The following is a 14,178-nucleotide window of genomic DNA, read 5'->3' on the forward strand; positions in this document are numbered from 1 at the left end:
TCGCTCCGGTACTCGCCCTTCCTAGACTGCAAAGGTTTTCTATCACGCTGAAAAGAAGACAAAGGGCTAAATTCAAGATCATTTTAGCCCTTTGTCAACAATCTGTACCTTCACGAGTGTGAAGGTTTTTTTGTGAGTGTTTTTATTTTCTGAAAAATGGAAAATATGCTATGTTGGAAGAATAAGGACAAGGAGAAGGGTGGCAAAGGAATGGAACAAATTGAGTTTCAATCAATCCAAACAAATGGTGTAACACTTCATACAGCAATGGCTGGACCGGAAAATGGCCCGCTGCTTGTGCTGCTCCACGGGTTTCCTGAGTTTTGGTACGGCTGGAAAAATCAAATCATCCCCTTGGCTGAGGCAGGCTATCGTGTTGTTGTTCCTGATCAAAGAGGCTACCATCTAAGTGACAAGCCAGAAGGAGTCGAATCCTACGTATTAGATAAACTGAGAGATGATATTGTGGGTTTGATCAAGACGCTGAGCCCGAACCAAAAGGCGATTGTCGGCGGACATGACTGGGGCGGAGCTGTTGCTTGGCATTTGGCTTCAACCCGTTCTCAATATGTCGAGAAATTAATCATTGTCAATATGCCGCATCCGCGGGTGATGATGAAGGTTCTTCCTTTTTATCCGCCGCAGTGGAAGAAAAGCTCCTATATCGCTTTTTTTCAGCTTCCGAATGTTCCAGAGGCAGCACTTCAAGAAAATCACTTTCAAAAGCTGGATGAAGCCATTGGGCTGACGGCAAGACCGCATTTGTTCACGAAGGAAGATGTCTCAAGCTACAAGCTCGCTTGGACGCAGCCAGGCGCCTTGACCTCAATGCTGAATTGGTATCGAGCCATCAAAAAAGGCGGCTTTGAAAAGCCGATTTCCAAACGAATTCTCGTCCCTGTTCGCATGATCTGGGGGATGGAGGACAAATTTTTAAGCAGAAAGCTGGCGAAGGAAACGATCAAGATCTGTCCAAATGGCCAGCTGATCTTTGTCGATGATGCTTCTCATTGGATCAATCATGAGAAACCAGAGGTCGTCAACAAACTTATACTTGAATTTTTGACATAAAGAAAAAAGCTCTGATCAGTTGACCAGAGCTTTTTTGATTTATCCGATTTGATTCTTTTTCAATGTAGCAGGTTCGTCGTCCCAGCATTCAATTTTCTCATTGTTTGGAACGGCATTTTTATAGAAAACAGGATCTTTGCCTTCTTTTTTCTGTCTCGTGTAGTCCTTCAGTGCTGCGAAGGCGACCTTAGACAGCATGGTAATGGCGATTAGGTTGACGATGACCATGAGTCCCATGAAGAGATCGGCTAGACCCCAAACGAGAGGAACAGTGGCAACCGCACCGAACAGAACCATTCCAATAACGGCAATTCGATAGATGTTCAGCCAAATTTTATTCGCTCCAAGGAATTCAATGTTCGTTTCCCCATAGTAATAGTTACCGATCAATGTACTGAACGCGAATAGGAAAATCATGATGGCAAGGAAGCCAGAGGCCCATGGTCCAATATGCTGACTAAGAGAAGCCTGCGTTAATTCAATTCCTTGCAGGTTTGTTGTTTTATACGCATCAGAAAACAGAACAAGGAAGGCAGTGCTTGTACAAATAATTAACGTATCTGTTAACACGCCGAATGCTTGGATTAATCCTTGTTTAACAGGGTGGCTGGTGACAGCCGTTGCTGCTGCGTTAGGTGCACTACCCATACCGGCTTCATTCGAGAAAAGACCGCGTTTAATTCCTTGTAATAAGGCACCGCCTAGCGTACCGCCAGCGAACTGTTCAAAACCGAAGGCGTGTTTCACAATCGTGCTGATGACACCAGGAAGTTCCGTGATATTTGTGACAATGACAAAGAACGCAATTCCGATATAAGCAACCGCAAGCACAACGACAATGTATTCAGAAGCCTTTGCGATCGCTTGGATTCCTTTGAAAATGATCGCTGCAAAAATGACAGCCATCACAATACCGACGGTTAAACGGTCTAAACCAAAGGAGTTTTTAAAAGCGACAGTGATCGTATTTGATTGAACCGCATTAAAGACGATTCCAAAAGAAATCGTAATCAGGATCGCAAATAAAATCCCCATCCAGCGCTTGTTTAACCCTTTTTCCATGTAATAAGCAGGTCCACCGCGGAAGCCTGTTTTGTCTTTTACTTTATATACTTGAGCTAGTGTACTTTCAACGAAACTTGAGGCAGATCCAATAATGGCTACGATCCACATCCAAAAAATTGCGCCAGGGCCGCCAATGGCAATAGCGATAGCAATCCCTGTGATATTCCCTGTCCCTACACGTGCTGCCATACTGATGGCAAATGCTTGGAACGGTGATATTCCCTCTTTTTCTTTTCTTCCTTCCTTCAGGACACGCAACATTTCTTTGATCATTCTTACTTGCAGGAAGCGTGTTCTATATGTGAAGTACACCCCAACACCAAGTAACAGAGCAATCACAATATAAGTCCAAATAAAATCATTTGTATGTGTTAAATAAGATAGCAAAGCTTTTTCGTTCATAACATCACCTCTTCGAATTCATCACTGTTCTTTTTAAAAAATACTGAGATCCCACTCTTTGGCGAGCTTTTTCAGCATCATGACACCGGTAATACTATTTCCGCAATCGTCAATGGCGGGACCGTAAATGCCAATTCCACAGCCTGTCTGAAACGGGAACTCTCTTCTTGCGCTTGGCGGAACGCAAGCCATAATGCCTCCAGACACGCCACTTTTGGCTGGAACGCCTACGAAAGCAGCAAAATTCCCAGACGCATTATACATGCCGCATGTCAGCATCAATGCCTTTGTTAGTCTGGCGATATCCTTTGGGATGACTTGGACTTGTTTAAAGGGATGGTAGCCATCACTTGATATAATCAGTCCAATCAAGGCGATGTCCTCTGTTGTGACCTCGATGGAACATTGCTTTAAATACACTTCTAACGTGTCCTCGACATCCGATTCTAAATAATTGGTTTCTTTTAAATAATAAGCAAGTGCCCGATTTCGGTGTGCAGTTGCCCATTCTGATTGATAAACCTCTTCATTAACAGAAGGACGCTTACCTATTAAGTTTTCGATTAAATCGAAAATATATGCTAGCTTTTCTGTAGAAGTCTTTCCGGGAAGGATGGAGGATACGGTAATAGCTCCAGCATTAATCATTGGATTAAAGGGCTTCCCTGGTTTGTGCATCTCAAGACGGTAGATGGAATTAAATGCATCACCAGTTGGCTCTACATCTACCCGATCCAAGACGTAAGGTACGCCTCTTCCTAAACAGGCAGCTATAAAGCTGATGACTTTTGAGATACTTTGTAGGGTAAAGGGAACGTCCCAATCACCATATCGTACAGATGATCCATCTGGGCCTATCACGCTGATACCAAGTTGAGAGGAATTCACTTTTCCAAGTGCTGGAATGTAGCCAGCATTCTGCCCGTTTGTGTAATACGGACGTATTTCTTCTGCCCATTGATCAACAGAAGACTGGCATGCGTGTTGTGTATTTTTAGAAATTGCTGTTTTCATACGATTCCTCCAATCAAAAATCAAAAAGTACCCTATTGAATTGGCGGATGACAAAAAATGCGATCAAATAGGCACGAAAACATGTTACACATCTTCAAAGAACTTGTCATGCGCTGCTTGCACCACTCCTTTACACCTAAATATATGTACAAATGAAGGCATTGTCGGCGGAAAAACAAAAAGGGTTTTTAGTGAAAATTCAGAAAACGCTTACATATAGTTTCACTAAAATTGTTCATTCAATTTATCTTGGAAACTACACAATCTGACGTAAATCTACAGAAAAACTTACAAATAAAAATCAGTCTGTCGATTATTGTCGTCAATGCTCAAAACACTGAATAGCTGAAAGGTCACCTTGCTGCCCCGGAGAATAGTCATAAAAAAGGGTTTTGAGGATAAAAGGAGCAGTGAAAATTATTTTTTTGTACATTGTGGAGAAAAGAGACTCCTTGTATACTGTGGCTATGCAAATAGGGGAAGGGATGTCAGTCATTTGAGTTTAAATCAGCTTGTCAAAAAGGACGCATTCATTTTAATTTTTATGATGGTCATTGTGCCGCTTGCAGGAGAGCTGAAGTTTTATCCTGTGAATGAGACGTTTCGCATCAGCTTTGGCGCACCTGCGTTTTTCTTTTGCTTATTACTCTTAAGAAAATCTAGACCGCTATTGCCGGGATTTTTAACAGGCGCAGCTATTGTGCTTTTTCGGGTAGGCTTAGATTTGATTCAGCAGAATGCTGATCTAGCTTCTTCATTTTATCAGCAATTCCCAAGCTTCTTTTTCTATTTCACTTATGCTTTCCTGTTTTTTGCCGTCCGTACGGGACGCTTTAAACAGCGCTCTATTTTCATTGGGATCATCGGTTTGATGATCGAATTAGTTGCTGATTTTGTCGAGCTGTTTGTACAATTTTTAGTGTTTGATACAACGATGACCTTATCAAAGCTGAGCGATATGTTCCTCATTGCGTTTGCTCACAGCTTTGTGGTGATCAGTTTTTTTAATATGATGAAGCTGTATGAGGCGCAATCAAGAGAAAAGCAGATCATGAAACAAAATGAGCATATGATGATGGTCATTTCGAATTTATACGAAGAAACGGTGCATTTAAAGAAAACGTTAAAACATACAGAGCATATTACACAGGAATCATACCGGCTTTACCGTCTGCTGCATGAACACGAAGCAGGGAAAAAATTGAGTCAGGAGCTGTTAAAGCTTGCAGGAGAAATTCATGAAGTGAAAAAGGATAATCAGCGTATTTATGCTGGGCTTTCAAAGCTGATTTCGAAGGAAAATATGCAAGACTATATGAAGGCGGAAGAGCTCGTTCAAATTGTGATCCGCATTCAAGAGAAGTATGCTCTATCTCTTGGGAAAAACATCTCCTTTACATCTGATATAAAGGGCATTCATCTGCATGATTATCATGTGTTTATTTTCTTATCGCTGATTAATAATTTAATGGCCAATGCAGTCGAAGCAATAAAAGATACCGGGATGATCTCACTCGAATTGAAAGGAAGTCATGATAAAATAGAGATTCGGATTGAAGATGATGGACCAGGGATTCCTAAAAAAATGAGAGAGATTGTGTTTGATCCAGGGTATACCTCCAAATTTGATGCATTTGGAACACCGTCTACTGGGATTGGCTTATCCTATGTGAGAGAGCTGGTACAAGAGCTTGGCGGTCATATTCAAATCGAACCAAAAGAAACAAAAGGTACAGCATTTCTGCTTGTCCTTCCTATACAAAATTTAATACAGAGAGGGTGAGTGTATGCGATTCTTCATTGCAGATGATGATCGTGCAATACGCTCGATTTTAGGTCAAATCATAGAGGATGAGGATTTGGGAGAGGTCGTAGATGAAGCGGGTGACGGAGTTGGATTAGAGGCACATTCACTGAACCTCAAGAAAGTAGACATCCTTTTGATTGATCTTTTAATGCCTGCTAGAGATGGCATTCAAACCATCCGCCATATCCACCCTGAATTCAAAGGCAAGGTCATTATGATTTCCCAAGTAGAGGCGAAAGAGATGATGGCAGAAGCCTATGAACTAGGGATTGAATATTATATCCATAAGCCTGTCAATCGCATTGAAATCGTCAGTGTGATTCGAAAAGTTATGGAGCGTATCAAGCTGGAAAAATCGATTTACGATATACAAGCCTCTCTTCGCCACGTGTTGCCATTAGAGCCTGTGATTTCTCAAGGTGCGGGCGCTGAGGCGAAGAGAAGGACGATGAAAGAAGCTGGGGAGTTCCTCTTATCTGAGCTGGGAATTGTCGGCGAGAGCGGCTCTAAAGATTTACTGGAGATACTCATCTACTTACATGAAACACAGTCAGCCAATTCTCATGAGGTCAATTTCCCGCCGCTAAAGCAGCTGTTTATCAAAACAGCAGAAAGAAAACTGGCTCATGATGCAACCGATGTAGAGGTGATGCGGGAAGTGAAAGCGGCGGAGCAGCGGATTAGACGAGCTATTCATCATTCCTTGAATCATTTTGCCTCACTAGGATTAACAGATTTCTCAAATCCTAAGTTTGAGCACTACGCGTCGAAGTTTTTCGATTTTACCGATGTCAGCCAAAGAATGAAAGAAATGCAGAAGACATCTTCTCCCGCAGGATCGACGGGCAGAGTCAATACAAAGAAATTCGTACAAATTTTTTATTTTGAGGCAAAGCAGTTATTCGAAGGAATGAGCTGAGGAAAATCTGTTGGTATGATTGGAGAAAATAAACAGAGGAAGTCTGTCTTTCCTATGATCTATCGTGATCTTCAGGTGTTTTTATAATTTAACTGATCATTCTGATTTTTCTTTTTTCTTGAAAATGAAACCCTCCTGTGCAATCGTTTGTTAAAATAGTGAGGTTAGACTAGAATGTCGGAGGTTTTATTTTGGGGAAAATTAAACGAAATGCGCTCTGCCCTTGCGGAAGCGGAAAAAAATATAAACATTGCTGTGGTCAAAAATCAGGCGGAGAACAAACGTCTGAGCTTGTGTTTAAGGAAGCTGTACAAGTCCAAAAGGATTTAATGAATTATGCTTTTTCTAAGCATCAAAGAGCGATCAATCAATTCATTAATGAGTTTTCTTTCCTTGCAGATATGGATAAAGAAACGCAACAAATCTCAGTTTTCCATTTGAGTGTATGGGGCATCTTCTTCCGTCCATTAACTGATCAGAAAGAGAACATTTTCCAAGAATTCCTGACGAAGAAGGCAGAGGATATTACCCGTCCGAAAACAAGACAAGTGGTCCAGTCTTGGACAGACATGGAGCCATCATTGCTTTTATTAAATGAAAAAACGGACGAGTCTCTTTACTTTGAGAATATGATAACAGCGGAGAAGGTTGAAGTAGATGTAAAACCTGATCAAACGGTACTGCCTGAAAAGGGAAGTCTCGTGCTTGGTTTTCCTGTTCAATTTGAAGAAAAGGCAGAGTTTTTCATTCAATATACGATGTTTGCGAAAGAGTTTACAGATACTCTTCTTCTTCAGGTCCGCCAGCTTGTTGACGCATATGAAGCAAATGGAGGAGCGCGCAGCACATTTATGAGAGAATCATTCCCTGATGTGCTGAAGTGTATGTTTGCGAAGCAAGAAGTAGAAGAATCAGAGACACCTGCTCAAACAGAAGGCGATGCAGGTCTATCAGCAGATCGTATGGACTGGGCAAGTGACGTCCAGCTGGAAACAGCTAAGCTGATTGAAGACGGAATGAAGGAGCACGGTGACCAAAGCCTGACAGATGGTGCTTTAACGGTTTGGAAAGCCTACTGTGATCAGAAATCACCTGTGATCCGAAAAGCAGCGTCATTTGCTGCCGGAATCGAATACTACATTCATTCACTTGCAAGCGATGCCCCGCTATCTCAAGCACAAGTAGCGAAGAAGTATGGTATTAGTGCGTCGACTGTATCAAGCCGTTTTAAAGATATCGAAAAAGCGGTGAAAGAAGAGCAAGAGGCGACAGTATAATATAAAAAAGACGCGGCTTCTTCAGAGGCCAGCGTCTTTTTTTAGATTATCTCGTTTTAATAAAACCACTCATGTACTGCTCTGTATTATAATCATTGAGGTCAATTTTCCATTGACCCTCCCCATTACGTTTCATTTTCACTTCATATTCAGCTGGGCTGGAAACGGGAGGAAGTTTTTCAAATTCAGATGCGTACATGTTTAAGCTTTTTTTATACAATTCTTCTTTTGAACGGATTTTTCCGTTGTAAAACTCGTCTCTTTGCTTGTCTAGCTTGTCTTTTAAGTTAGAAGCATCAATGCCTGTTACTTGAGCGACAACCTTTGCTTCGTCATCAGAGATGGTTTTCACACTTGTTTCTACTTTCGCTTTATCCTTCATGGTGTTTTGAATGCGTTTGTACATCGACAGAATATCTCGGTCACTCACTTCATTTCCGTATATTCCTGCACTTCTTTTGAAGTCTTTTACAAACATCTCATGGTATTTATTGACGACATCCGATTGGTTGTCACCCGTTAAATCTGCGAATTCATCGTTCTTTTTATCAAAAACAATAATATCGGTATAAGCGGATAACGCTTTTGCTGGGTTATCCAGCTTTTTTGCTGAATCGAGTATTTTGTTTCCATCTAGGTCGATTTGGATGGAATCACTGTTTTTCTTGATGCTGTCCTGATAAACAAACTGATATTTTTTCCCTTTGTCTACTAGGAAATAAAGTGCTCCTGAAAGTGACTTGCCTTTGTTCAATGAACCAAGGTCAAGACGGTCTTTGCTGCCGTAGAATTTTAAATCAGATACTTTGGCATCGTCCTGATAAAGGGAGAAGTCAGAGTTATATAATGAAAGGGCTTTGTCACCTTTATTTGTGATCGTCAGATTGACTTTTAGTACCAATTCATTGTCTCTCAGGGTAGTTGTTGAGTCTTCTGGTAACGTATATTCGTAGCTATTAACTTTTACCTCTGCTGTTTTCGTTGACTTTTGATCAGCGTCGGTTGATTTGGCTGAGCTCTGGCAGGCTGCAGAGATGATCATCACGAATGAAATCATGAGGAGTGCACTTATTTTTTTAAGATTCACAGTTGATGCTCCTTTGCTTTTCTTTCGTCATTTCATTCCCGCTATCTGACTAAGAAAAAAGAAACAGATAGAATGGTATATTCGGGTGTTAAAGGGGAAAATATCCTAATGACGATTTGCACTATTCATTCTATCGAAATTCATTCATGATGAGGAATAGGTTTTAGTCCCTATTTTTGATCATTTTTAACACAATCATCTATAAAATAAGGAATTAAATAAGCACAATATACTAGTTAATAAGTATTGATTTATAGATTTATTTTAGGTTTTAAATGTTTTTTGTATAAAAATCTTGAAGTGAAGGTAGTTTTTATTTCACGAGGCGGTGCCGGATGGCGAAGACGACAGCCTGTGTACGGTCTTGTGCATTGAGCTTTTGTAAAATACGGTGCACATGCGTTTTTACCGTACTTTTGCTGATAAATAATTGATCAGCAATGTCTTCATTCTTTAAGCCATAGGCCATTTGCTGTAATACATCGCGTTCACGTTCTGTGAATGATTCGTGAAGCAGATGAGTGTGATGTGTATCGTTTGCCTGCTGAAGAGCTCGTGCCATCATGTGCTCAGAGGCTGCCGTTCGAAAGACAGATTCACCAGCAAAGGCGGTGCGGATGGCCTCAATTAATTCCTCAGGCATTGTATCCTTCAGCAAATAACCGACTGCCCCTGCACGAATTCCGTCAAAGACGTATTCTTCCGTATCAAAGGTCGTGAGAATCACAACTTTTACATCTGGATGCTTTTTTAAAATGTGCTCTGTTGCTGTGATGCCATCCATTCCAGGCATTTGTACATCCATCAGCAGTACGTCTGGAGTGTTGGTCGAGCAAAGCGCAACCGCCTCCTGACCGTCTGACGCCTCCCATATGACGTTAATATCCTCTTGAGCGCTTGCAATATAACGAAATCCTTGGCGGATCAGCGGCTGATCATCAATAATGCCAATTTTAATAGGGTTTGTCATGCCTTGGAGTCCTCCTTGATAGGAATTTGAATATGAATACAGAAGCCGTGCGGGTCGCGTATGGACGTCTTGAGGGAACCGCCTGCTGCGTCACACCGTGCTTTCATGCCTGACAGCCCAAAGCCAAATGAAAGATCTTTTTCGCTGGTCAAATATCCATCGTCTTCAATGTTCATCATCAGCTCATGCTGGTGGTTATATAGTGTAATGGTCATCACGGTCGCCTTGGCATGGCGAATTGTATTGGTGATGGCTTCTTGTAAAATGCGGTAAAGCAGTTCAGATACGGAGAGCGGCCATTTTTTATACGTAAGCTGCTCTGTATGAAAGTGAATGTCAAGCTCACCCGATATCTCTCCTTGCTTGATGAGGCTGCGAAGTCCGGCAAGTCCGAGACCTGCATCATCTGACGCCATATGATGAACCACAGAACGAACCTCGGTGAGACAATTTTTGGAAATATTGATCAGCTCCTGAAACGTCTGCTCCATCTGCTCTGGTTCTTCCTGCTTTAAACGGTAGGGCAAAGACTGCAGCTGGACAATCATCGAGGTTAATTGGTGTCCGATGCTGTCATGCAGGTCACGTGCAATTCTGCTTCGCTCCTCCAGCACTGCAAATTGGAGAGATTGAACGGTCGCTTCTTCAAGCTCCATATGCGCCTTTTTCAATTGTTCATGGGCTTCTGATAATTCCTTGTGAACCAATTGCAATTCTCCGAAGTGTTCTTCCTTTAATTCCTGTTCACGCCGCCGCATTCTAGAAATCAAAACAAGTGTATACACAAGCAGCTGGAATAGCGGGAGAGTGATCACCATGTTCCAAGAAAAATCGTTTACATAATAGCTGATCCCACTAGTGAAAAAGATGATAGCAAATAGATAGGGGTGATGCGCCTCTGAAAAACGAAAAGCGATAAAGCCAATCATAAAAAAGGTCAGCCCAATACTGTCTTGAATCTGACCTGTCACCAGCCACAAGAGATGTGTCAGAATCCACATTAAGAAGAGCATAGAAAATTGCTTTTTAGGTGACAGCTTGCTTTTTGGAAAAAGACAAAGGAGAAACACCAAATAGACGAAGGTTCGAAACACCAATTCGCCTATTGAAAGGGGCTCATACATTTGAATATACATATAGATCAATACAAGGCCTAATACGAATTTTCGCCTTATTTGACCTAAAAGCTTGAGTGGCTGCTGAAGGTTCATATCAAAAACTCCTGTCTGTCAGTTTATAGCAGCAGATGCCTTGATGTTCATATATTTTTTTAAAAGAATAAAACGTAATCCGATCATACTGCCGATTGGAAGGAAGGTCAGGCCATTTGCGAAAATAATCAGGGAATGACCGCCATCCTGTACAATTGAACCTACTGTCATCCGGATAAGGATGATTCCGATGAAAAAAAGTGTTCCATAGAGTGAGCTGGCGGCGGTGATACGCCCCGACTGTTGATCATATGTTACTTTGTATAGTTTACCTCTCCATAGCCCGATTGCAAAACCTGTGAGTGCAAAGACAATCATTGCAAGCAGGCTCATCGCCGTAATTTCAATATGCTGGGTAAAGGAATAAGAGAGTGTGCCTAATAAAATGAGCGGTCCTATGAGAAGCCTGATGGGGCGGATTTCTTTTTCCTTGCCCGTTCTTAAAAGCAGAATAATTATAATGATGACAATTTGAATGGTCATGAGAAGATCTCCTTTTCATTTTAGTCTATCTTCATCATACGCATCTTCTATTTTCGCAGCGTCCACCTGCAGGTTGATTTTTAGAGAGCGGTATACTTGAATGTTGGAAATGATTCGTGGGAAAATAAGGATGATTATGTAGATAAGGGAGATGAGCTTTTGAAAAAGGTAACGCTTGGACGAACTGATTTGCAGGTAAATCCGATAGGGCTTGGTACGAATGCAGTAGGGGGGCATAATTTATTCCCGAATCTAAGTGAGGATGCTGGACGGGAGCTTGTGGAGACGGCTCTTGATCAAGGTGTCAATTTCCTAGATTCTGCTTTTATTTATGGGCTGGGCCGTTCAGAGGAATTAATCGGTGAGATCATTGCCAAAAGAGGCGGCAGAGAAAAGCTTGTCCTTGCGACAAAAGGGGCTCATAAAGAAGTAAACGGCCAAATTGAACTTGATAACAGCCGTGATTTCTTAAGAGGGCAGGTCGAAAATAGCCTGAAACGGCTGCAAACTGATTATATTGACTTGTACTATATGCATTTCCCGGACGGACGCACGCCGCTCGAAGAAGTAGCAGGCACATTAAAGGAATTGAAGGATGAAGGAAAAATCAGGGCAATCGGTGCATCAAACCTTGATTTTGAACAGCTTCAAGCCTTTAACCGAGATGGCTACTTAGACGTGCTTCAATCGGAGTATTCTCTGCTGAAACGTCAGGCAGAGCAGGATCTTCTTCCGTACTGCGTCGAGCATGGGATCTCCTTTATTCCTTATTTCCCATTGGCATCAGGCTTGTTGACCGGGAAATTTACAAAGGATGCGACATTTGATGATATTCGAGCAAAGGACCCGCTTTTCCAAGGCGATGCATTCCTTTCAAATCTCGAAAAAGTAGACAAGCTAAAAGCCATTGCTCAATCAAAGAATGCAGAAACAGCACACGTCGCACTCGCTTGGCTCTTAGCGCAGGATGGCATTGATGCTATTATTCCAGGGGCAAAACGAGCAGACCAAGTGCTGCAAAACCTAAAAACAAACGATGTTCAATTAACAGAAGAAGAAATCAATCAAATTGATAAAATCTTCTCTTAACACTAAAAAAAGGTGCAGCTATGCACCTTTTTTTTATGACATGGTGAGAGGGATTTTGATGACGAGCCGCAAATTTGGAGAACGGTAAGTGAAATCAAGTGTACCGTCTGCCTTTTCAACAAGCTGTTGAATGATATACGTCCCCATGCCTTGATGATCGCCGCCTTTTGTCGAACGGCCAAAAGTTTTGAATAAATGATCTAGCACGTGTTTTTCCATACCTTTTGTGCTGTTTTCACAATGGATTAAAAATAATCCGCTCCGAATAGAGGTCGTGACCGAGATGCTGCCCTCTTTTCCGGCTTGCTTCGCTTCAATCGCTGCATCTAGGGCATTATCAAGCAGGTTGCCAGTAAAACTAACCTGATCCGCCTTTGAAAAGGGAAGCGATGAAAAGGGTGCTTGAAGGTCTAGTGAAAGTGCAATGTCCTCTTTCTCAGCCCGCTCCAAAAAGGAGTGTAGGGTAGAGGCCAAATAAGCATTTTCGCCTTTCATCCATGGGAAATGTTTGACGTATTGCTGAATCAAATCTTTGATCTCACGCTCGTCGTTCGACGAGGAAAAGGCATTTAAATGTCTGGCTGTTTCATGATGTTTACTGCGCATCTCAAGAAGTAATTCGTTGGTTCTTGATTCTGCTTTTATGAGCTCTTGAAGCCGTCCATTTAACTGTTTTTCTGTCTGCATCACCTTCAATGAGAGGATATCAACTGTCACCATCATGATGAGCGCCAAAAGATAGGTCAGCCCATTCGGTTGCGTTACAAACAGCAAAAGACCTGCGCAGGTGATGAGTAGAAAAGCGCCTAATATCACATCACCACTCGTATGAGGCAAAAATCTTTTGTACATGAAAAATGTATAAACACACATCGTGCAAAAGGTAAGAAGCCACAACACAATGGATGGTAACGGCAGAAAGGCTTCAGCAGCTGCATGAAACGCAAGACCTAACCATATGAGGGCATAAATGCGAAATCCAAGATAGAAAGCGTTCACGTTCGTTCTCCTTAAAAATAGTATTTCTTAAAGAATTCTAATTGCTGCTTGGTCATCATGGCTTTTTTATCTGTACCTTCAAAAGACACGATATACGAATTTTTAGCATACGCCGAGAAATTCTTAATGTAATGAATATTGATGATAAACGATCGGTGGGAGCGGATAAAATCCTTTTCAGCCAGATCGCCCTTTAACTCGTTTAATGTCTGATAGGTCTGAATATCTCCTGTCGTTGTCACGATAGTTGTTGAGCGGCCCGTTCGTTCAACAAAAATGACATCCTTTTTCTGCAGCACATGAATATCTGACTGCTGTTTAATGAGAAGCCGTCCATGAATGCTTTTCTCCTGCTTGGTGGACATATAACGCTCTAAGCATTTGGCAATTCGATCAGCTTGGTAGGGCTTCATAATATAATCATGTACATTCAAATCAAACGCATGGACCGCATATCCACTGTTTCCTGTCACAAAGACCACATCGACATTCAGTGCGTGAGAGTGAATGAGGTCCGCTAATTCATAGCCGGACATTCCAGGCATTTCAATGTCAGCGAACAATAAATCAATGTCTCCTTGTTTGACCTTCTCATATGCATCCTCTGCTGACTGCGTGACAAAGACAATGTCCACAGCCTCCATCCTGCCTACAATGGCGTGCAGCTTTTCTAAATCTACTCGGTAATCGTCGACGAGACCTACTTTTATCATAAAAATCACCTATGACTATTCTTATTATTTGTCTATTTTACCATTTGTTTTTTTGAAATAGATCATTTCAA

13 protein-coding genes are annotated in these 14,178 nt (G+C 41.8%); 5 read left to right on the forward strand and 8 right to left on the reverse strand.

Features of this window, described 5'->3' with window-relative positions:
• The first annotated feature begins 210 nt into the window (after positions 1-210).
• The gene (locus tag MHB69_RS01545; RefSeq protein ID WP_034283180.1) at positions 211-1,071 is read left to right on the forward strand and encodes an alpha/beta hydrolase; all 861 of its coding nucleotides are present in this window, start codon (positions 211-213) and stop codon (positions 1,069-1,071) included.
• Between the two features lie 39 nt (positions 1,072-1,110).
• Here MHB69_RS01545 and MHB69_RS01550 read toward each other — a convergent pair whose 3' ends face one another.
• Complete coding sequence (locus MHB69_RS01550) at positions 1,111-2,538, reverse strand: alanine/glycine:cation symporter family protein (RefSeq protein WP_070326641.1); 1,428 nt, start codon at positions 2,536-2,538, stop codon at positions 1,111-1,113.
• 33 nt (positions 2,539-2,571) lie between these two features.
• Entirely contained in the window at positions 2,572-3,552 is a 981-nt protein-coding gene (locus tag MHB69_RS01555; protein ID WP_024427212.1) for a glutaminase, read from the reverse strand.
• A gap of 496 nt (positions 3,553-4,048) precedes the next feature.
• Here MHB69_RS01555 and MHB69_RS01560 point away from each other — a divergent pair, with 496 nt between their 5' ends.
• The 3 genes from MHB69_RS01560 to MHB69_RS01570 all read left to right on the forward strand — a co-directional run bounded on the left by MHB69_RS01560 (position 4,049) and on the right by MHB69_RS01570 (position 7,555).
• Complete coding sequence (locus tag MHB69_RS01560; RefSeq protein WP_034283184.1) at positions 4,049-5,335, forward strand: sensor histidine kinase; 1,287 nt, start codon at positions 4,049-4,051, stop codon at positions 5,333-5,335.
• Positions 5,336-5,339: 4 nt separating this feature from the next.
• Complete coding sequence (locus MHB69_RS01565) at positions 5,340-6,278, forward strand: response regulator (RefSeq protein ID WP_034283187.1); 939 nt, start codon at positions 5,340-5,342, stop codon at positions 6,276-6,278.
• 191 nt (positions 6,279-6,469) lie between these two features.
• Positions 6,470-7,555 carry an SEC-C metal-binding domain-containing protein gene (locus tag MHB69_RS01570; protein WP_046313718.1) on the forward strand — a complete coding sequence of 362 codons (1,086 nt, stop codon included), beginning with the start codon at positions 6,470-6,472 and terminating at the stop codon, positions 7,553-7,555.
• A gap of 46 nt (positions 7,556-7,601) precedes the next feature.
• Here MHB69_RS01570 and MHB69_RS01575 read toward each other — a convergent pair whose 3' ends face one another.
• From MHB69_RS01575 to MHB69_RS01590, 4 genes are all read right to left on the reverse strand, one after another.
• A complete protein-coding gene (locus MHB69_RS01575; protein WP_034283192.1) occupies positions 7,602-8,642 on the reverse strand; it encodes a DUF4352 domain-containing protein in 1,041 nt (346 codons plus the stop codon).
• Positions 8,643-8,955: 313 nt separating this feature from the next.
• Complete coding sequence (locus tag MHB69_RS01580; RefSeq protein WP_061110424.1) at positions 8,956-9,612, reverse strand: response regulator transcription factor; 657 nt, start codon at positions 9,610-9,612, stop codon at positions 8,956-8,958.
• Positions 9,609-10,823 (reverse strand): sensor histidine kinase, encoded by a 1,215-nt coding sequence (locus MHB69_RS01585; protein ID WP_061110423.1) that lies wholly within the window; start codon positions 10,821-10,823, stop codon positions 9,609-9,611. Before MHB69_RS01585 ends, MHB69_RS01580 begins: the two co-directional genes overlap by 4 nt.
• Positions 10,824-10,841: 18 nt before the next feature.
• On the reverse strand, positions 10,842-11,306 hold the full coding sequence (locus tag MHB69_RS01590; protein WP_240491085.1) for a DUF1453 domain-containing protein: 465 nt from the start codon (positions 11,304-11,306) through the stop codon (positions 10,842-10,844).
• Positions 11,307-11,465: 159 nt separating this feature from the next.
• Between MHB69_RS01590 and MHB69_RS01595 the strand changes: the two genes are divergently transcribed.
• Positions 11,466-12,395: an aldo/keto reductase gene (locus tag MHB69_RS01595; protein WP_034283198.1), complete on the forward strand. Its 930-nt coding sequence runs from the start codon at positions 11,466-11,468 to the stop codon at positions 12,393-12,395.
• A gap of 33 nt (positions 12,396-12,428) precedes the next feature.
• Here the strand turns inward: MHB69_RS01595 and MHB69_RS01600 are convergent, their stop codons facing one another.
• Together MHB69_RS01600 and MHB69_RS01605 are read right to left on the reverse strand one after the other, a co-directional pair.
• A complete protein-coding gene (locus tag MHB69_RS01600) occupies positions 12,429-13,394 on the reverse strand; it encodes a GHKL domain-containing protein (RefSeq protein ID WP_098677391.1) in 966 nt (321 codons plus the stop codon).
• Between the two features lie 11 nt (positions 13,395-13,405).
• Positions 13,406-14,107: a LytTR family DNA-binding domain-containing protein gene (locus MHB69_RS01605; protein ID WP_095407650.1), complete on the reverse strand. Its 702-nt coding sequence runs from the start codon at positions 14,105-14,107 to the stop codon at positions 13,406-13,408.
• Positions 14,108-14,178 lie beyond the last annotated feature (71 nt).

Origin of the sequence: Bacillus sp. FSL K6-0994 (genome assembly GCF_038630815.1) — a bacterium.
Classification (GTDB): Bacteria; Bacillota; Bacilli; order Bacillales; family Bacillaceae; genus Bacillus; species Bacillus safensis.